Here is a 19,475-nt window from a genome sequence, read left to right as displayed (position 1 = left end):
CCGCCCCGCGTGGAGCCGCTACGCTCCCCGGATGGGACTGTTCGGCGGATCGAGCGACCGCGGTGAGCTGCTGGAGCTCCAGACCCGCGTAGGTCGGCTCGAGGAGCAGGTGGCCCACCTGTCCGCCGCGCTGGCGGCCACACGGAGCGGCGGGTCCGCACCCGTCGAGTCCGCGGCCGCGACGGACCAGTACGCCGAGGCGCGGGCGCTGGCATCATCGGGCCACAAGATCGAGGCGATCAAGGTCGTCCGCGAACAGTCCGGACTCAGCCTGAAGGCCGCGAAGGACCTGGTCGAGACCTGGTGAGCTCGTAGCCCACCTCGCCCTGCTCGGTGCCGGGGAGCGGGTCGTCCCAGTCCTCGTGCCAGGTGGCGACGTGGGTCATCCCGGCCTTCTCCAGCACTCGCCGCGAACCGGTGTTGACGGCCATCGTCGAGGCCACGACCCGGTCGATCCCCGGCACCGAGAAGGCGTGGGCGAGCATCACGCGGGCGCCCTGGGTCGCCAGCCCACGGCCCCAGCAGGACCGCGCCAGGCGGTAGCCGAGCCCGGCCCGCGCCGGGTCGGCTGCGAACGACGACGCCGACCACCACCCCGCGAAGTCCTCGCCCTCGAACCCCACCCAGTAGCCGAGCCCGCGCTCCTCGTCGCTCTGCGGGCCGCGTCGCCGCTCCCACTCGACGTAGGTCTCCTCCGGCGTCGCCGCCCGGCCGATCAGGAACCGCATCACCTCCGGGTCGGCATTCAGCCCGACAAGGAGGGGCAGGTGCTCGTCGGCGACCGGGACGAGCCGCAGCCGGGCCGTGTGGAGGGCGGGTCTCATCCGGCCCAGGCCGGATCCCAGCCCTCGATCGAGTCCGCGGGGCGCGAGGACGGGCCGGTGTAGACCGCGGACGGCCGGATCAGCCGGCCGGTGCGCTTCTGCTCGAGGATGTGGGCCGACCAGCCGCCGGTGCGGGCGCAGGTGAACATCGAGGTGAACATGTTCGCCGGCACCTCGGCGAAGTCGAGCACGATCGCGGCCCAGAACTCGACGTTCGTCTCGAGCACCCGGTCGGGACGCCGAGCGCGGAGCTCGGCGAGTGCGGCCTTCTCGAGGGCCTCGGCGACCTCGTAGCGCGGGGCGTCGAGCTCGCGCGCCGTACGTCGCAGCACGCGGGCACGCGGGTCCTCCGCGCGGTAGACCCGGTGGCCGAAGCCCATCAGCCGCTCGCCCTTGTCGAGCAGGGACTTCACGTAGCCGTCCGCGTCACCGGACGCCTCGACGTCCTCGATCATCCCGAGCACGCGCGATGGTGCGCCGCCGTGCAGCGGACCACTCATCGCGCCGATCGCTCCGGAGAACGCCGCCGCGACGTCGGCTCCGGTCGAGGTGATCACCCGCGCGGTGAACGTCGAGGCGTTCATGCCGTGCTCGGCCGCGGAGCTCCAGTACGCGTCGATCGCCTGCGTGTGCTGGGGATCCGCCTCGCCGCGCCAGCGGATCAGGAACTTCTCGGCGAGCGTCGAACCCCGGTCCACCTCGCGCTGGGGGACCACGGGCCTGCCCAGTCCGCGCGCCGACTGCGCGGCGTACGACAGCACCATCACCGCGACCCGTGAGAGGTCGAGACGGGCCTGCTCGTCGGAGATGTCGTAGGTCTGGCCCATCCCGAGCATCGGCGCGAGCATGGCCACCGACGCCTGGACGTCGGCGCGCACGTCGCCGGTGTGGATCGCGATGTTGTACGGCTCGGCCGGCGGCAGCCCGGGCTCGAAGGCGCCGTCCACCAGCAGACCCCAGACCTTCTCGAACGGCACGCGCCCGACGAGCTCCTCGATGTCGACGCCGCGGTAGCGGAGCGCGGAACCCTCCTTGTCGGGCTCGGCGATCTCGGTCGCGAACGCGACGACACCCTCCAGGCCCTCATGCACCTCCGGCTGCTGCTCGCTCATGCGACTCCTTCGTCGTCGGGCGGCCCCCTCATCTCGATTCTGCCTCGGAGATCCTGGCCGGCGCACGCCCGGGTCGAGGGACACACGGGTGGCCGGTGGTTGGATTGACGGCGTGACAGATCCGTACGCCGACCTGCGCCGGGAGTACGCCCTCGGGGGACTGGCCGAGGACGACCTGGCGCCCGACCCGTTCACGACGTTCCAGAGGTGGTACCACGACGCCGTCGCCGCCTCGGTGTACGAGCCGAACGCCATGGTCGTCGCCTCCGCGTCGGCCGACGGGCGCCCGTCGTCACGACTCGTGCTGCTGAAGGGCTTCTCGCCCGCGGGCTGGGTCTTCTTCACCAACCTCGGATCTCGCAAGGGCGTCGAGCTGCGGGCCAACCCCCTCGTCTCGCTGCTGTTCCCGTGGCACTCGCTCGAGCGGCAGGTGCGGGTCGACGGCCGGGCCGCGGTGCTCGATCGCGACGAGGTGGCGACGTACTTCGAGACGCGGCCGCGCGGCTCCCAGCTGGGCGCCCACGCCTCTCACCAGTCCCGCGAGGTCGGCTCTCGCCAGGAGCTCGACGACGCCTGGGCGGCCGCCGACGCGGCGTACCCGGACGACGTGCCGGTGCCCGACGAGTGGGGCGGCTTCCGGGTCGAGCCGGACGCCGTCGAGTTCTGGCAGGGGAGGCCGGGGCGGATGCACGACCGGCTGGTCTACCGGCGCGACGGCGACTCCTGGTCGGTCCACCGGCTCGCTCCGTGACCGCCGAGCTCGCAGCCCTCGACGGCTTGCGGTCGGGCTCTGACCATGCCGACGCCGAGCGCGTGCTCACAGCCGCCGGCTGGACACGTTGCGGCGTGGGCGACTGGGCCGTCGTACTCGCGTCGCCCTCGGGCTCGCTGGCGGCGCGGATCAGCCCGTTCGACCCGGTTGCGCCGTACACCGCCGAGCTGTTCCGGCGGGCCGCGGCGACCCGGCAGGTCCCTGCCCTGCATGGGTACGTCGAGCTCGACGGTGGCGCGGTCTGCACCGTGATGGAACGACTCCACCCGGTCGAGCCCGAGGCCGGCACGGCGTTCTTCGCGGCGCTCGAGACACGTGAGCCTCATCTCCTCGGTCTGGTCGAGGCCCTCGACCTCGTGTACGCCCGCGCACACTCCGAGCTGCCCTGGTGCGGACCCCTCGATCCCAACCCGTCGAACGTCATGCGTCGCGCAGACGGGGACCTGGTGCTCACCGACCCGTTCTACGCCGACGGCCCGAACCTCTACGGCAGCCTGCACACCGACCCCTCGCAGGTCGCGCGCACGATCCCGCCCGAGCGACGGCGGCACATGTTCGAGCTGCCGCTGGCCGAGAGCGGACCGTGGGACGCCGACGAACGCCGACTGCTGCGGTCCAGGCTCGCGGAGGCGGACCAGCGCTTGCGTGCCGAGGACCCGGCCTGATCCCTATCGTGGGTGGATGCGCAGCCGTCTGCTCCCCCTCGCCACGGCCGTCGCGGCCGCCGCCCTCGCCGCGGTCGCGATGTCGGTCCCCGTGGCTGCCGACGCGCCGCCGTCGACACCCGGCCATTCGGCACGAGGCGCCGTACGCGGGGTGAAGCACGTGCCGGTGCCGAAGGCGGCCCGCGCGGTCGACACCAGCCACCCCGACCGGGTCGTCGGTCACGGCACCGCCGCGAGCTGTACGTCGAAACGGGTGGTGAGGGCGGTCGCCAAGGGCGGGGTGATCACCTTCGACTGCGGGCCCGCTCCCGTCGTCATCAAGATGAGGCGCACGGCGAAGGTCGTGAACACCAGCCATCGGGTCGTGATCGACGGCGGCGGAGTGGTCACGCTCAGCGGCATGGGCAAGCGCCGGATCCTCTACCAGGACACCTGCGACCCGAAGCAGGTCTGGACGACGTCCCACTGCGACGACCAGGCCCTCCCGAAGCTCGTCGTCCAGCACCTCACCCTCGCCGACGGCAACTCCACCGGGAACCGCGCCGAAGGCGGCGGGGGAGGGGCGATCCTCGATCGCGGCGGGCAGCTGAAGATCGTCGACACCCACTTCACCGGCAACCGCTGCGACCGCACCGGACCCGACCTCGGCGGGGCTGCGGTCCGGGCGCTGTCGCAGTACCACGGCCGTCCCGTGTACGTCGTGAACAGCACGTTCCGCGGTGGTCGCTGCAGCAACGGCTCGGGCCTGAGCAGCATCGGTGTCTCGTGGACGGTGCTCAACAGCGTCTTCGTCGAGAACATGGCCATCGGGCACGGTGCCAACCCGCCGCACCGCCCGAACCAGCCCGGAGGTGGGTCGGGCGGTGCGATCTACACCGACGGCAACGACTACACCGTGCGCGTCGCCGGCACCCTGATGCGGCACAACCACGCGAACGAGGGCGGGGGCGCGATCTTCTACGTCAGCAACGACCGCTCCGGACGCCTCCACCTCCGCTGGTCCACCCTGAAGGACAACGTCAGCGCCGGCTTCGAGACCCGCCCCGGCATCTTCTACGAGGGTCGCGGACCCATCGACGCGCGCCACTCGATCATCCGCTGACCAGCGGACTCGTCCCTATCATGACCCTCATGGCGTTGCTGGAGCGCGACGCCGCCCTGAGGAGCGCCCGGGACTACCTCACCGCGGCCTCCAAGGGGAACGGTCGGCTCGTCTTCGTCGGAGGCGAGGCGGGTGTCGGCAAGACCACGTTCGTCGACCGAGTGGTCGCGGAAGCCGGTTCGGCGGCCCGCGTGGCGAGTGGCGCGTGCGACGGCTCGACCACCCCGGCTCCGCTCGGCCCGCTCCGCGAGATGCTGCCGGCCCTGCCCGGGGGCGTCTGGCCCGGAGGCGCGGACCGGGCCGACGTGTTCCTCCGGCTCTCCGAGGCCTTGGCCCGCCCGGGTACGCCGCACCTGCTGGTGATCGAGGACGCCCACTGGGCCGACGAGGCGACGCTCGACCTCGTGCGGCACCTCGCCCGGAGGGTCAACCGGCTTCGCGCGATGGTCGTGGTCACCTACCGCGCCGACGAGGCGGTCGGGTCGCATCCGCTGCGGGTGCTGCTCGGCGACGTCGGCAGCGCGACCGGCGTACGCCGGATCGACCTCAACCCCTTGTCGCCGGACTCCGTACGCGAACTCGTCGACGAGGCATCGGCGTCCGGGCTGGACCCCGTCGAGCTGCACACCGCCACGCGCGGCAACCCGTTCTTCGTCACCGAGGTGATCGCAGCCAGGGGTACGTCGGTCCCGCGCAGCGTGCGCGAGGCGGTGCTGTCGCGCACCGCCCGCCTGTCCGACCTGGCGCATGCCGTCCTCGACCTCGTCGCGCTGGCCGGTCCGCGGACGGAGGTGGCCCTGGTCGACGACCTGGCTCCCGGCAGTGCGGACGCGCTCGACGATGCCATCCGGCACGGCGTACTGCTGCTGACCGGCGAAGCCCTCATGTTCCGTCACGAGCTGGCCCGGCTCACGGTCCTCGACGAGATCCCCGCGTTGCGGCGACGCACGGACCACGCGCGGGTCCTCGCCTGGCTCTTGGCACACGAGGGGGAGCCGGCCCGCCTGGCGCACCACGCGGAGGAAGCGGGTGACACCGAGGCCACGCGGGTCCACGCACTGGCCGCTGCCGAGCACGCGGCGCGGCTGGGGTCGCACCAGGAGGCGGTGGACCAGTACCAGCGAGCCCTGCGGCACACCGAGTACAGCATCGACTCGTCGTACGCCGAGCTGCACGGGCTGTTGGCCCGTGAGCTCTATGTGACCGCCCGGATCGAGCCCGCGTTGGAGTCCCAGCAAGCGGCCCTGGCGGTGTGGTCGGAGCTCGGCGACCGGGAGCGTGTCGGCGACGCCCAGCGCTGGATCTCACGGCTCAGCTGGTTCTTCGGAGACAACCCTCGGGCCGAGAAGTACGCCGCCCTCGCCTGCGCGACCCTGGAGGGAACGGGTGGCACGGCTGAGGCGATGGCGGCCAGCAATCGCAGCCAGCTGCGGATGCTCTCGCTCGACCTCGATGCCACCCGGACGTGGGGGTACCGAGCCATGAACCTGGTCGACGGGCGCCACGATCGTGAGGCAGAGGAGGTACGGGTTCACGCACTCAACAACCTCGGAGTGGTGGAGGTCGAGAGCGGAGACCGGGAGGAAGGGTGGCGGCTCCTGGCGGAAAGTCTCCGCCGTTCCGAAGCCGCTGACCTGCACGAGCACGCGGCGCGGGCGTTCACCAACATGGTGTCGCAGGCCGTGCTGATGCACGACCACCTGCGCGCCGGCGCCCATCTGTCGGTCGGACTCCGGTACTGCCGGGAGCGGGACCTCGATGCGTGGGTGCTCTACATGCGCGGCCAGCAGACGCTGAGCCTGCTCGACCAGGGGGAGACGTCGCGGGCGGCCGCCGAGGCCGAAGTGGTGCTCCGGCACCCACGCACCGCCCACGTCGCGCGAACCATCCCGCTCATGGTGCTGGCCCGTGCACTGGCCCGAAGTGGTGCCGCTCCCCCTGACGAAGCAATCGCAGAGGCCCTCGACCTTGCCTACGCGACGGATGAGCCGCAGCGGGTCGGTCCTGCGGGCGCTTCGGCGGCCGAGATTGCCTGGCTCGAGGGGGACTCGGCCGCCGCCGAGCGCGCCGCGGCGCGGGCCTGGGTCGTGGTCCGCGAGGCCGCGAGCCCGTGGACCCTCGGGCTCGTCGCTGTCTGGTTGCCGGATGCGGAGGCCGCTGAGGCAGCTGACGCGCTCGAAGCGCCGTATCGGGCCGAGGCCCTACGCCACTGGGACGAGGCTGCCGCGCTCTGGAACCAGCTCGGCAGTCCGTACGCCGAGGCGCTGGCCTGGGCCCGGAGCGGCACCCGCGAGGGGCTGGCCCGGGCCGTCACGGCGTTCCAGGAGCAGGGCGCTGATCGGGCCGCGGAGCGGGCGCGTTCGCTGTCGCGGGCCCACGGGTGGGCGCCACCACGAGGACGCCGCGCGACGACGGTGGCGCACCCGGGCGGCCTCACCCGCCGGGAGGCCGAGGTCGCCGGCCTGCTCGCCGAGGGACTCACCAACGCCGCCATCGCCGAGCGCCTGGTGCTGTCCCCGCGCACCGTCGAGCACCATGTCGCCGCCGTCATGGCCAAGCTCGAGGTCACCTCCCGCCACTCCGTTCGCGACGTCCTCGTGGATCCCTAGAGACGGGGTAGTCCCTGACAAAACCGCTGGGGATGAGCCGAATTCGGGACGTTTTCGTCAGGGACTACCCCGAAAAGTGCTTGTGAGTGAGCGCTCACTCAGTTACCGTTGGCGGCGATGTCTCCTCGTGCCAGTGCCCTGTCGCCCGACGAACGCCGCAAGGCGATCGTCGCGGCACTGCTGCCGTTGCTGGTCGAGCGCGGGGAGGACGTGAGCACGCGCGAGATCGCGCAGGCGGCCGGCATCGCGGAGGGCACGATCTTCCGGGTCTTCCCGGACAAGGCGAGCCTGATGTTGGCCGCGGCCGAGGAGGCGATCAACCCCGCCGACGGTCAGGCGGAGTTCGACGAGGCCATGCGCGGCCTCGCGACCCTGCGCGAGAAGGTCGTGGTCGCCGCCCAGCGGGTGCTCGACCGGATGCGGATGACGATGTCGGTGCTGTTCGTCGTACGCCGTCACCTCGGGGCCTCGGAGGAGGCGCACCACCACGACAAGAAGCACTTCGGTCCGCCGCAGTTCGTCATCGACGCGCAGGCCGAGCTGCACCGCCGGTTGACCGGCATCTTCGAGCAGCACCGCGACGAGCTCGCGGTCGAGCCCGAGGTGGCGGCGGTCGCTCTGCGCAGCCTGATCTTCGGGGCCAGTCGTCCCGAGCTCGGCATGAATCCCGCGCTCAGCGCGGACCAGATTGCAGACCTCCTCCTCTCGGGGGTCGCCACACGGGGAGAGAAGTAACCAGATGTTGATCACGCTCGTTCGCAGGTTCCTCGCGGTCTACCGCCGCCCATTGGCCGTGGTCGTCACACTGCAGTTCATCGGCACGGTGATGGCGCTCTACCTCCCGTTCCTGAACGCCGACATCATCGACAAGGGTGTCGTGACCGGCGACACCGGCTACATCGTCCACATCGGCGCCGTGATGCTCGGCGTCGCACTCGTCCAGATCTGCTGCTCCGTCGGCGCGGTCTGGTTCGGCGCGCGTACGGCGATGGGGTTCGGCCGCGACGTGCGGGCCGCGATCTTCCACCGGGTCGGCATGTTCAGCCAGCGCGAGGTGCAGCACTTCGGTGCACCCAGCCTGATCACGCGCGAGACGAACGACGTGCAGCAGGTGCAGATGCTCGTGCTGATGTCGTGCACCCTGATGGTGATGGCGCCGATCATGATGGTCGGCGGCATCGTGATGGCCATCCATGTCGACGTCGGCCTGTCCTGGCTGGTGGCGGTGACGGTGCCGGTGCTGGCTGTCTGCCTGGGCCTGATCATCACCCGGATGGTCCCGAGCTTCCGGCTGATGCAGAGCCGGATCGACGAGGTCAACCGGCTGCTCCGCGAGCAGATCACCGGCGTCCGCGTGGTGCGGGCCTTCGTCCGTGAGCCGCTGGAGACCGAGCGCTTCGCCGCCGCCAACGCCGACCTCACCGCGGTCGCCACCCGGTCCGGCCGCTACCTGGCCCTGATGTTCCCGACGGTGATGCTGGTGGCGAACATCGCGTCCGTCGGCGTGCTGTGGTTCGGCGGGCACCGGGTCGACTCCGGCGCCATGCAGGTGGGCGCCCTCACGGCATACCTGGCCTACCTGATGCAGATCGTGATGTCGGTGATGATGGGCACCTTCATGATGATGATGATCCCGAGGTCGGCGGTCTGCGCCGACCGGGTCATGGAGGTCCTGCACACCACGACGTCGGTGCCGACGCCCGACGAGCCCGTCTCCGACCTGCCGCAACGCGGCACGCTGCGACTGGACGGCGTCGAGTTCAGCTATCCAGGTGCGGAGCGGCCGGTGCTCCGCGACCTCTCCTTCGAGGCACGGCCCGGCCAGACGGTCGCGGTGATCGGCTCCACCGGCGCCGGGAAGAGCACCCTGGTCAACCTGGTGCCGCGGCTGTTCGACGTCACGGGCGGGACGCTCGAGGTCGGCGGCGTCGACGTACGTCGACTCGAGCCGGAGCGGCTCTGGTCGGTGATCGGGCTGGTCCCGCAGAAGGCGTACCTCTTCTCCGGCACGGTGAGGTCCAACCTCCTACACGGCAAGCCCGACGCCACCGACGACGAGCTGTGGGGGGCACTGGAGATCGCCCAGGCCGCGGACTTCGTCCGCGAGATGCCCGAAGGTCTCGACGGGGCGATCACCCAGGGCGGCACCAACGTCAGCGGCGGTCAGCGGCAACGTCTGGCCATCGCCCGTGCCGTCGTACGCCGTCCCGAGATCTACCTGTTCGACGACTCGTTCTCGGCGCTCGACCTGGCCACCGACGCACGCCTGCGTGCCGCCCTTCGCCCGGTCACCCGTGACGCCACGGTGCTACTCGTCGCCCAGCGGGTGTCCACGATCCGCGACGCCGACCTGATCCTCGTGCTCGAGGACGGCGTCGTCGTCGGCCGCGGACGGCACCACGACCTGCTCGACGACTGCCCGACCTACCAGGAGATCGTCGCGTCCCAGCTGAGCGCGGAGGAGGCGGCATGAGCACCACCACCCCCGGCAGCACGGAGCAGAAGCCGGCTCAGCTGAAGGAGACCGAGCGCGTCCAGGCGGGTCCTGGACCCGGGCGCGGCCCGTTCGGTGGGGGCATGGTCGGCCAGAAGGCCAACGACTTCGGTCCGTCCGCGAAGCGTCTCGTGCGCCGGATGGCGCCCGAGAAGACCAAGGCGATGGGCGTCGTCGCGCTCGCGGTCACCAGCGTCGGGCTGATGTCGCTCGGCCCGCGGATCCTCGGCCGCGCGACGGACCTGATCTTCACCGGCGTCATCGGCAACAACCTCGCCGGGAAGGTGCCCGCGGGCACGTCCCAGCAGCAGGTGGTCGACCACCTGCGCCAGGCGGGCGACGACAAGCAGGCCTCGCTCGTCGCATCGCTGAACCACTTCGTGGTCGGACAGGGCGTCGACTTCACCGCCGTCGGCCACGTCCTCCTGCTCGTCCTCGCCGTGTACGTCGCGGCGTCCGTGTTGTCGTGGCTCCAGGGCTACCTGCTCAACGACGTGGTGCAGGGGACGATCTACCGGATGCGGTCCGAGGTCGAGGACAAGGTGAACGCCCTGCCGTTGAGCTACTTCGACCAGCAGCCCCGCGGCGAGCTGCTGAGTCGGGTGAGCAACGACATCGACAACATCAGCCAGACCCTCCAGCAGACGATGAGCCAGCTGCTCACCTCGCTGCTGACCGTGCTGTTCGTGGTGGCGTTCATGTTCTCGATCTCGTGGGAGCTGGCGCTGGTGGCCCTGGTCACCGTCCCGATCACGATGATCGTCACCGGCGCGGTGATGAAGCGCAGCCAGGGCATGTTCATCGACCAGTGGCGACGCACCGGTCGGCTGAACGCCCACATCGAGGAGACCTTCTCCGGCAACGCCCTGGTGAAGGTGTTCGGCCGGCAGCAGGAGGTCGAGCGGACCTTCGCCGAGGAGAACGAGAAGCTCTTCGAGGCGTCGTTCGGTGCGCAGTTCGTCAGCGGCCTGATCATGCCGACGATGATGTTCATCGGGAACCTCAACTACGTCGTGATCGCGGTGCTCGGTGGGCTCAAGGTCGCGAGCGGCTCGATCTCGCTGGGCGACGTGCAGGCGTTCATCCAGTACTCCCGCCAGTTCACCCAGCCGCTGACCCAGGTCGCGTCGATGACGAACCTGTTGCAGTCGGGTGTCGCGAGCGCCGAACGGGTCTTCGAGCTGCTCGACGCCCCGGAGCAGCAGCCGGACGCACTCGGTGCGGCGGCGCCGGTCGGCCGGCGCCACGGCGAGGTGCGGTTCGAGGACGTGTCGTTCTCCTACGACCCCGACCAGCCGCTGATCGACGGCCTGTCGCTGGTCGCCCAGCCGGGTCACACCGTCGCGATCGTCGGTCCGACCGGCGCCGGCAAGACCACGCTGGTCAACCTGGTGATGCGCTTCTACGACGTCACCTCGGGCCGGATCACCCTCGACGGCGTCGACATCGCCTCGATGCCGCGGTCGGCGCTGCGCGACCAGATCGGCATGGTGCTCCAGGACACCTGGCTGTTCGAGGGCACGATCCACGACAACATCGCCTACGGCCGTCCGAGTGCCACCGAGGACGAGATCCTCGAGGCCGCACGCGCGACGTACGTCGATCGCTTCGTGCACTCGTTGCCCGACGGCTACGACACCCAGCTCGAGGAGGACGGCGCCAACCTGTCCGCAGGCGAGCGCCAGCTGATCACGATCGCGCGGGCGTTCCTGTCCGATCCCGAGCTGCTCATCCTCGACGAAGCGACCTCGTCGGTCGACACGCGTACCGAGCTGTTGCTCCAGCATGCGATGGCGGCGCTGCGCACCGACCGTACGTCGTTCGTGATCGCGCACCGGCTGTCCACGATCCGCGACGCCGACCTGATCCTGGTGATGGAGGACGGCGCGATCGTCGAGCAGGGCACGCACGACTCGCTGCTCGAGGCGGACGGCGCCTACGCGCGGTTGTACAACGCGCAGTTCGTGGCACCGGAGGAGAGCGCCGTCGCCTGACCTCGGCGACGGCGCTCCCGTTTCCCCGGTTCCCCCCGGACTCAGGCGAGCTCGCCCTCGACCGTCCCCCACGGCCGGACCAGCCCCGAGGCGTGCGCCAGTGCCGCGGCCTCGGTGCGGGTCGTGGCGTCCAGCTTGGTCAGGATCCGCGACACGTGGACGCTGGCCGTCTTGGGTGAGATGAACAGCCGGGCGCCGACCGCGCGGTTGGTGGCTCCGCCGGCGACCAGGCACAGGACCTCGCGCTCCCGCTCGGTCAACGCGGTGTGGACGCGACGCGCCCGGGCACCGAAGTCCGGCCGGGCCGGGACGGGACGCGCGGGTGTGCTGGGCTTCTCGCCCCAAGGCTTGGGCTCGGTGCGCGGTGCGAACTGCAGCAGCATCCAGCCGTGGCCGTCGTCCTTGACCGCCATCCATCCGCCCGCGACCGGCCCCAGCACGGCGGACAGGTCCGGTGCCTGTGGCGGCACGATCGGGCCCGTCGGCGTACCGGTGCTCGACGGCTCGTGGTCGAGAGTGTCGGCTACCAACGAGAGCAGACCGGAGATCGGGGCTGCGTGGGTGGCGAAGGTGTTCATGCCTTCCAGGTTCCGCGAATCCGGTGCCCGGGTCGTCAGGGTCGCCACCCTGAAGTTAGGCGTTCCCACGGGAAAACCCCAGGGCACTCCAGGACTCGGCGTGCCACCATCGAAGGAAGCATCACCAGGGGGTGAGCCGTGGGGAACCGGCTCTACGAAAGGTCTGCGGAGCTCGCGACCATCGACGACGCTGTCGTCGCGCTCGAGGGTGGGCGGGGCACCTCCCTCATGGTCGAAGCGCGGGCGGGGCTCGGCAAGAGCACGCTGGTCGAGTACGCCGTCGAGGTCGCTCGGGAGCACGGAGCACGCATCCTCCTGGCACGCGCCAGGCACCTCGAGTCCGCGGCGCCGTTCGAGGTGCTGCGCCGGCTGCTCGGACCGGCGGTCGAGGCGACGGGCGGTCCTGCGGAGCTGACGGGCGCCGCTCGCTTCGCCGGACCTCTGTTCACCCCCGGCGCGGAGCTGGCGCAGGGCGTCGACTACGGGTGCCAGTGGCTCGTCGCCGGCCTCGCCGAGCAGGCACCCCTGGTGCTCGCCGTGGACGATGCCCACTGGGCGGACGCCGCCTCGTTGCGCGTGCTGCTGGAGGTGCAGGCCGAGATCTCGGTGCTCCCCGTGCTGCTCGTGCTGGCAAGCCGTCCGGTGGAGAACCCGGACGCACAACGCCGCCTGGCCACGATGGCCGCGCAGCCGGACTGTGTCGTGCTCACCCCCGAACCGCTCAGTCGCCAGGGGGTGCGGGCGGTGGTGACCGACACCCTCGGGGAGCCGGCTCACGATCTCTTTGTCGACGACTGCCTGATGGTCTCCGGCGGCAACGCCTTCTACCTGCATGAGCTGCTGCGCCCCTACCGGAACGACTTCCGGCCCGACCTGCAGTCGATCGTCACCGGCGGCACGATGTCGTTGCGCCGGACGATGTCGTGGCGGTTGAGCGAGCTCGGCGCCGGTGCCGCGACCCTGGCTCAGGCGGCCGCGGTGCTCGGCGACGGTTGCTCCCTGTCGGTGGCGGCCGCGCTGGCCGAGCTCGACGAGGCCGTCAGTGTCGTCGAGATCGCGCGTCTCGAGGCGGCCAGCCTGCTCACCCACGGTGATCCCGTCGAGTTCGTTCACCCCCTCGTCCGGGCCGCGGTCGAGGAGACGCTGACCGACGTGGAGGTCGGCGACCTGCACGCTCGTGCCGCGCGCCTGCTGCGGTCGATCGACGCCGCCCCCAACTCCGTCGTGCAGCACCTCGTCGCGTCACCGGGCGCGGGCGATCCACAGGTGTCGACATTCCTGCTCGCCCAGGGCCACGCGGCCCTGGAGATCGGCTCGGTGGCGGTCGCATCGCAGCTCCTGAGGCGGGCCTTGGACGAGCCCGCACCAGGGTCCCAGCGACCGAGCATCCTGGTCGCCCTGGGCCGCGCCGAGCACGCCCAGGGCGAGCTGGACCTCGCCCGAGAGCATCTCGGGTCCGCCATGGAGGCCACCGACCGGACGGTGGTGCTCGCCGCTGCAGCGGAGCTGTTCAACGTCCTTCTGGACGCAGACCCGGACGCCGAGCTGGGCCGTCTCCACGAACGCGTGCTCCAGCTGGATCCTCGAGGTGACTCCCCGACGGAGGTGCGCCTCCGTGCGCAGTTGCTGGTCGACGTGATCATGGCCGTCGAGCCGGGGCTCGCACTACCTGCCGAGCTCGCCCGGGCCCATGCCGACGACCTTCCTGTCGCCGGGGATCTCGACCGCTACCTACTGGTGATCGCCGCCATCCACGACCGGACCGTGCAGGGGGGCTCGACCGAGCAGTTCGTGGCCAACCTGGGGCGAGCCATGAGCGCTCTGCCCGCCGACTCGGAGGACCTGACCGAGTGGGACATCCACGGCGCTCTCGCGGCCGCGACGTTCCTCGCCGACCATGATCTCGATGCGAGCGACGCGATCTTGGATCGCATCGCCCCTGCGGTGGCTCGGCTCGCGGGTGTGCTCCCGGAGGTCCAGGCCGAGCTCAACCACCGCTACATCGCCCATGGTCTGGCGCGCGGTGAGTTCGAGGACGTCCTCGCTGAGATCGCGACCGCGGAGACCTTCACCTCACGTCGTCATCTCGTCGGCTACGACGGGAGCCATCGACTGGCTCGGGGACGGCTCGCTCTCGAACGCGGTGACTACGCCACGGCCGCGGAGCAGCTGAGCGAACGCATCGGCGAAGACCTGGTGTACCCCGCCCTCGGCGCACTGTTGGCCGGCGACGCGAGCCGGGCGATCGAGATCTTGGACCAGCTGGGGCTGTCGTGCGAAGTAGGGGCACCCGTGGACCACATCGAGGCAGAGCTCCAACCGCATCTCGTCGCCAGTCACGCCTTCGAACACCTCGGAGACCGGGCACGTGCGGCCGCTGAGGCCCGGCGGGAGCTGGACGTCCGGCGACGTTATGGCTCACCCGCTCGGCACGCCGACGCACTACGTAGGGCCGCCTCTTTCGTGCCCGCGCGTGAGGGCGTGGACCTTCTGGAGGAAGCCGTGCAGCTGGCAGAAGGGACGCCGTGCCGACCCATTCTGGCCCGGGTCCTCGCGTCGTACGGCGCAGCGCTGGTCCGCATCGGTCGTGACGCCGAGGCCCGCGACGTGCTGTACCGCGCCACCGATCTGGCCAGTGAGATGGGGATGGATCGGGTTCGCCGACGTGCCCAGGAGTCGCTGGCGCAGGCCGGCGGTCGACCGCGCCGACATCGCCTCCGCGGCCCGGACTCGCTCACGGCGTCGCAGCGCGAGGTGGCTTCGCTGGCGGCCGAGGGCCTGACCAACCGCGAGATCGCGGAACGGCTCTTCGTCACCATCAAAACCGTCGAGACGCATCTGATGGCGGTCTACCGGAAGCTCGGGATCCGCAGTCGGGACGAGTTGTCGGAGGCGCTACCCGCGACGACGCCGACGCGTGAGCCGGCGGCGACACCTTGACGCGGCCCCGTGGCAGGGCGAGTCTGAGCAGTTAGGGATTTCGGTTGAGGGCGAGGCGGAGCGTCTCTCCCTCCAGCGGGGGGAGTCGCGATGACCGAGTCGGAGCAGACGGAAAGGTTGGCGTACCTCAGGGGCCGGTGGAGCGTAGAAGACGTGCAGGGCTTCCTCAACACGCCTCCCGACGTCGATCCTGATGATCGGGACGCCGTCGCTGAGTGGTTGTTCGAACTGTCCGTGAGCCTGTCGTTGAGCGACGCGATCTTCATCGTGCAGCGGGACCGCTCGGAGGTCCGGGAGGTCGGGGAGAACCCGGTGGAACCGCAGGACCCGCCGCCGCCCGCCGACGGGGTCTACGTCGAGATCGCGTACGTGCCGTCGATCAGGCTCTGTCCCGGCAAGATGCCCGGAGTTCCCTGGGAACGCTCGGAGGCCGTGAAGAACGGCCAGCTGGAGCAGTGGGAGGCATACCAGAGGCTGTTTCCGCAGCAGGTTGCCGGCTGAGCCGCCCTCATGAGCGCGGGGACGGCCCTGGGTGCCTCGACGGCTCGACTGCGCCTCTCGCGCTACGACGTGGTGGTTGAGCGCGGCGACAAGGTGTGGGTCCACAACGGTCTCTCGGGGCGCATCGTGGCGGTCGCCGCGGACGAGTGGCGCGAGGTCGGGCTCTTCCTGGCGGGTGAAAGCAGCCGTGCGTCGACCGAGATCCTGCGTGAGCTGACCGTCGGACGGATGATCGTGGCCGACGACCTGGACGAGCTCGAGGTGCTCGAGCGGCGCTACCGGGCCGGCACGGCCGACCGCTCGTCGTTCGGGCTGACCATCGTGACCAGTCTCGGGTGCAACTTCGACTGCCCGTACTGCTTCCAGGTGAAGCCGTCGGAGGTGCTCGACGCGGAGACCGAGCGTCTGCTGCTCGAGGTGCTCGACGAGCAGCTGCCGACGATCCGGCAGTTCGAGGTCACGTGGTACGGAGGTGAGCCGCTGCTCGGCAAGGACCGGATCTACCGGCTCTCCGAGGCCTTCCTGGAACGCTGCGACGCGGGGCACATCGCCTACTCGGCGAGCATCGTGACCAACGGGTACCTGCTCACCCGCGAGACCGCCGAGCGCCTGCGGGCCTGCCGGGTCGGGAGCGCCCAGATCACTCTGGACGGCCCGCCCGAGAGCCACGACCTGATGCGGCCACTCAAGAACGGTCGACCGACCTTCGACGCGATCCTCGACAACGTCGTGGAGTCGGCGTCGGTGCTGCCGATCGCGATCCGGGTCAACCTCGACGCGTCGAACTCCGGCGAGCACGAGCGCCTCCTCGATCTGCTCGTCGACCGCGGCCTCTCGGGAAGGGTGACGGTGTACCCGGGCCGGATCGTGGCGTACGACGAGGGGATCGGCGCCCCGAGCGAGTCCTACCGGCCCACGTGCTACACGCTCCCGGAGTTCGCCGGGGTCGAGCGCGACTTCCTGGCTCAGGCGCGGGCCCGGGGCCTCGCCTCGACGACGCTGCCCCAGCCGATCTCGACGCCGTGCACCGCGGTCCGGGTCAACGAGCTCGTCGTCGGCGCTCGCGGTGAGCTCTACAAGTGCTGGGACTCGGTGGGCAACCATCACGAGGTCGTGGGGCACCTCCGCTCCTGGAAGGATCCCAACGACCGCGCGCTCAAGTGGCTGCACTACGACCCGTTCACCGACGAGGGCTGTCGCAGCTGCATCGCACTACCGGGTTGCATGGGCGGCTGCGCCCATCACCAGATGATCGATCCGGGAGACTCGAAGTGCTCGACCTACCGGCTCACCTACCGCCAGCAGGTCGAGGAGTACGTCGCGGCCGCCGAGGCCGCGGGGTCCGGCGCCGGCCCCCGGCACCCCTTGCTCCCGATCGTCACGGTGAACACCTGACAAGACATATCGGAAACCTGTTGAGGGCACTTGGGTCCGCGGGTTAGCGTCGTCGTACACGGGAAAGGAGGTGGTCCGGAGTTGAGTACTTATAGGACGCGTGAGGTGGCTGCGGTCTAGCAGCAACCGGCCAGCCCGAAGTACTGCTGGCAATCTCAACGCAGACACCCGATCCGCAGGTGATCCGGCCAACGTCCGGCCGGAGGGACCCGGACTTCTCCGTGGTCACACCTGCGGGTCGTCTGCATTTCCGACACCCACGGGCGTGCCTCTGTCAGGATGTCCACAGACTTGGTGGCGGGGACCGGCATCGAATAAAGTTGATGCAGTCAACCGTCACGATGACCCGAGGACTGGCTGTGCCCGAGACCGTGCCCGAGACCGTGCGCCCGCTCGGGGCTCGCGCACGCGAGGCCACCCAGGTGGTGTCCCATGTCGCGCGCTGACGAGCTCGGCCACCTCGAGCAGGAGGTCGGCGTGCTGATCCGTCGGGTCAAGCGCGTCATCGGGGAGCGCGCCCGCGCCGTCCACCCCGATCTCCAGCCCGCGTCGTACCTGATGCTCACCTACCTCGCCACCGAGGGCCCGCAGCGGTCGTCGGTGATGTCGGAGCTGTTCAACGTCGACAAGGGCGCGATCAGCCGCCAGGTCCAGCACCTGTGCGATCTCGGCCTGCTCGACCGCGAGCCGGACCCCGTCGACGGCCGGGCGGTGCTGATCTCGGCCAGCAAGGACGCCGTACACCGGATGGAGTCCGTCGCCAGCGACCGCCGCCGCTGGCTCGCCGAGCAGCTGTCCGAGTGGTCCGAGGCCGATCTGCGCGAGTTCGTCGCCGGACTCGCGCGCTACAACGAGGCCCTCGACAAGAACGCCTGACCGGTCAGCGAAGCCACACCGCGGTGTCCGGCGGGAGCAGGCCGCCCACGAGTGGCCCGCTGGCGACCACGACCTTGCCGGCCGGCAGTCGCACCGGACGCGAGCCGCAGTTGCAGACCACCGTGAGGTCGCCCCGGCGCAGGTGCAGCACCGTCGCGCGACCCTCCACGATCTCCACCGCGTCCCCCCTTTCGCCCAGCCGGCGCCGGGCACGAAGCACGGCGCGGTAGAACGACCACGTCGAGTCCGGGTCCTTCCGCTGCGCGGCGACGGTGAGCGGTGCCCAGTCGTCCGGCATCGGTAGCCACGGCGTGCCCTTCCCCGGCCCGAACCCGTACGGCGAGCGCGAGCCGCGCCATGGGATCGGAACCCGCGCACCGTCGCGCCCGGGCTTGCCGGTGCGGAACCAGTACGGGTCCTGCCGCGACTCCGGGGGTACGTCGACCTCCTCGAGCCCGAGCTCCTCGCCCTGGTACAGGTACGCCGACCCTGGCAGCCCGAGCATCGTCAACGTGGCGGCCCGGGCCCGCGCGAGCCCGCGGGATCCGCCGCCGTACCTGCTGGGGTGGCGGACGACGTCGTGGTTGGAGAGCACCCAGCTCGGCTCCGCGCCGACCGGTCTCACCGCCGCCAGCGTGCCGCGCACGACGTCGGCGAACGCCGCGGCCGACCACGGCGCCAGCAGCCACGCGAAGTTGAAGGCCTGGTGGAGTTCGTCGGGACGCACGTAGCGGGCCATGGACTCCGGGGTCCGGGTCCATGCCTCCGCGACGGCCATCCGGTCCCCGGCGTACTCCTCGAGGACGCGGCGCCACGACCGGTAGATCTCGTGCACCTCTGGCTGGTCCCACATCGGCTCGTCGCGGTCGGTGCGCTCGACCATCGCCCGCTCTTCCCGGTCGCTCGGGAGGTCGCCGCCGCTCCCCGGATCCGTCATTCCGCGCTGGTCGCGCAGGCTCTTCACCTTGAACAGACCGTGCGCCACGTCGACCCGGAAACCGTCGACCCCCCGGTCGAGCCAGAAGCGCAGCACGTCGTCGAACATCGCCGGCACCTCGGGGTTGCGCCAGTCGAGGTCGGGCTGGGAGGTGTCGAAGAGGTGGAGGTACCACTGACCGTCCGGGAGCCGCGTCCACGCCGGGCCGCCGAAGACCGACTGCCAGTTGTTGGGCGGCTGCGCGCCCCCACGTCCCTTGCCCGTGCGGAAGAGGTAGCGCGCGCGCTCGGGCCCGCCCGGATCGGCAGCCAGCGCCTGCCGGAACCACGCGTGCTCCGACGAGGTGTGGTTGGGCACCAGGTCGACGACGACCCTGAGACCGAGGTCGTGGGCGCGGGCCAGCAGGTCGTCGACGTCGGAGAGCCGGCCGAAGCGGGGGTCGACGCCGCGGTAGTCGGCCACGTCGTACCCGGCGTCGTGCTGAGGCGAGGGATAGAACGGCGTGATCCAGACCGCGTCGATGCCGAGGTCGCGCAGGTAGCGCAGCCGCGAGGTGATGCCGGGGAGGTCGCCGAGCCCGTCGCCGTCGGAGTCGGCGAAGCTGCGGACGTAGACCTGGTAGAAGACGGCGTCGCGCCACCAGGGAGTGGTGCCGGACCTCGGTGTCGTCATCGTG

17 protein-coding genes are annotated in these 19,475 nt (G+C 70.8%); 13 read left to right on the top strand and 4 right to left on the bottom strand.

Translation table 11 applies throughout. The features are described 5' to 3' along the window. The first annotated feature begins 31 nt into the window (after positions 1-31). Entirely contained in the window at positions 32-307 is a 276-nt protein-coding gene (locus VGJ24_RS18805; protein ID WP_331502172.1) for a ribosomal protein L7/L12, read from the top strand. Here the strand turns inward: VGJ24_RS18805 and VGJ24_RS18800 are convergent. Both VGJ24_RS18800 and VGJ24_RS18795 read right to left on the bottom strand, forming a co-directional pair. Next, positions 267-824 carry a GNAT family N-acetyltransferase gene (locus VGJ24_RS18800; protein WP_331502171.1) on the bottom strand — a complete coding sequence of 186 codons (558 nt, stop codon included), beginning with the start codon at positions 822-824 and terminating at the stop codon, positions 267-269. The genes VGJ24_RS18805 and VGJ24_RS18800 overlap by 41 nt on opposite strands. After that, a complete protein-coding gene (locus VGJ24_RS18795; RefSeq protein ID WP_331502170.1) occupies positions 821-1,936 on the bottom strand; it encodes a citrate synthase 2 in 1,116 nt (371 codons plus the stop codon). Before VGJ24_RS18795 ends, VGJ24_RS18800 begins: the two co-directional genes overlap by 4 nt. 112 nt (positions 1,937-2,048) lie before the next feature. Between VGJ24_RS18795 and pdxH the strand changes: the two genes are divergently transcribed. The 7 genes from pdxH to VGJ24_RS18760 all read left to right on the top strand — a co-directional run bounded on the left by pdxH (position 2,049) and on the right by VGJ24_RS18760 (position 11,572). Further along, entirely contained in the window at positions 2,049-2,687 is a 639-nt protein-coding gene (gene pdxH, locus VGJ24_RS18790) for a pyridoxamine 5'-phosphate oxidase (RefSeq protein WP_331502169.1), read from the top strand. Beyond that, positions 2,684-3,373, top strand: a complete 690-nt coding sequence (locus VGJ24_RS18785) for a hypothetical protein (RefSeq protein ID WP_331502168.1) — start codon at positions 2,684-2,686, stop codon at positions 3,371-3,373. The genes pdxH and VGJ24_RS18785 overlap by 4 nt, the downstream gene beginning before the upstream one ends. A 16-nt stretch (positions 3,374-3,389) precedes the next feature. Continuing rightward, positions 3,390-4,475 carry a hypothetical protein gene (locus VGJ24_RS18780; protein WP_331502167.1) on the top strand — a complete coding sequence of 362 codons (1,086 nt, stop codon included), beginning with the start codon at positions 3,390-3,392 and terminating at the stop codon, positions 4,473-4,475. A gap of 29 nt (positions 4,476-4,504) precedes the next feature. Then, positions 4,505-7,084 (top strand): ATP-binding protein, encoded by a 2,580-nt coding sequence (locus tag VGJ24_RS18775; RefSeq protein WP_331502166.1) that lies wholly within the window; start codon positions 4,505-4,507, stop codon positions 7,082-7,084. A 117-nt stretch (positions 7,085-7,201) separates the two neighbouring features. Beyond that, a complete protein-coding gene (locus VGJ24_RS18770; protein ID WP_331502165.1) occupies positions 7,202-7,819 on the top strand; it encodes a helix-turn-helix domain-containing protein in 618 nt (205 codons plus the stop codon). A 4-nt stretch (positions 7,820-7,823) separates the two neighbouring features. Further along, on the top strand, positions 7,824-9,557 hold the full coding sequence (locus VGJ24_RS18765; protein ID WP_331502164.1) for an ABC transporter ATP-binding protein: 1,734 nt from the start codon (positions 7,824-7,826) through the stop codon (positions 9,555-9,557). Further along, on the top strand, positions 9,554-11,572 hold the full coding sequence (locus tag VGJ24_RS18760; RefSeq protein WP_331502163.1) for an ABC transporter ATP-binding protein: 2,019 nt from the start codon (positions 9,554-9,556) through the stop codon (positions 11,570-11,572). The genes VGJ24_RS18765 and VGJ24_RS18760 overlap by 4 nt, the downstream gene beginning before the upstream one ends. Before the next feature lie 41 nt (positions 11,573-11,613). Here VGJ24_RS18760 and VGJ24_RS18755 read toward each other — a convergent pair whose 3' ends face one another. Next, positions 11,614-12,150 (bottom strand): helix-turn-helix transcriptional regulator, encoded by a 537-nt coding sequence (locus VGJ24_RS18755; protein ID WP_331502162.1) that lies wholly within the window; start codon positions 12,148-12,150, stop codon positions 11,614-11,616. 138 nt (positions 12,151-12,288) lie between these two features. Here VGJ24_RS18755 and VGJ24_RS18750 point away from each other — a divergent pair, with 138 nt between their 5' ends. The 5 genes from VGJ24_RS18750 to VGJ24_RS18730 all read left to right on the top strand — a co-directional run bounded on the left by VGJ24_RS18750 (position 12,289) and on the right by VGJ24_RS18730 (position 17,862). Beyond that, a complete protein-coding gene (locus VGJ24_RS18750; protein ID WP_331502161.1) occupies positions 12,289-15,090 on the top strand; it encodes a helix-turn-helix transcriptional regulator in 2,802 nt (933 codons plus the stop codon). 90 nt (positions 15,091-15,180) lie between these two features. After that, positions 15,181-15,591 (top strand): hypothetical protein, encoded by a 411-nt coding sequence (locus tag VGJ24_RS18745; protein WP_331502160.1) that lies wholly within the window; start codon positions 15,181-15,183, stop codon positions 15,589-15,591. A gap of 9 nt (positions 15,592-15,600) precedes the next feature. Then, positions 15,601-16,986, top strand: a complete 1,386-nt coding sequence (locus tag VGJ24_RS18740) for a radical SAM/SPASM domain-containing protein (RefSeq protein ID WP_331502159.1) — start codon at positions 15,601-15,603, stop codon at positions 16,984-16,986. A gap of 323 nt (positions 16,987-17,309) precedes the next feature. Beyond that, on the top strand, positions 17,310-17,432 hold the full coding sequence (locus VGJ24_RS18735; protein ID WP_331502158.1) for a hypothetical protein: 123 nt from the start codon (positions 17,310-17,312) through the stop codon (positions 17,430-17,432). Continuing rightward, positions 17,419-17,862: a MarR family winged helix-turn-helix transcriptional regulator gene (locus VGJ24_RS18730; protein WP_331502157.1), complete on the top strand. Its 444-nt coding sequence runs from the start codon at positions 17,419-17,421 to the stop codon at positions 17,860-17,862. The genes VGJ24_RS18735 and VGJ24_RS18730 overlap by 14 nt, the downstream gene beginning before the upstream one ends. A 4-nt stretch (positions 17,863-17,866) precedes the next feature. Here the strand turns inward: VGJ24_RS18730 and VGJ24_RS18725 are convergent, their stop codons facing one another. After that, positions 17,867-19,471: a glycoside hydrolase family 13 protein gene (locus VGJ24_RS18725; RefSeq protein ID WP_331502156.1), complete on the bottom strand. Its 1,605-nt coding sequence runs from the start codon at positions 19,469-19,471 to the stop codon at positions 17,867-17,869. Positions 19,472-19,475: the final 4 nt, after the last annotated feature.

Source organism: Nocardioides sp., from assembly GCF_036493135.1.
In the GTDB taxonomy this organism is placed as follows: domain Bacteria; phylum Actinomycetota; class Actinomycetes; order Propionibacteriales; family Nocardioidaceae; genus Nocardioides.
This window is presented reverse-complemented; position numbering and strand designations above follow the sequence as displayed.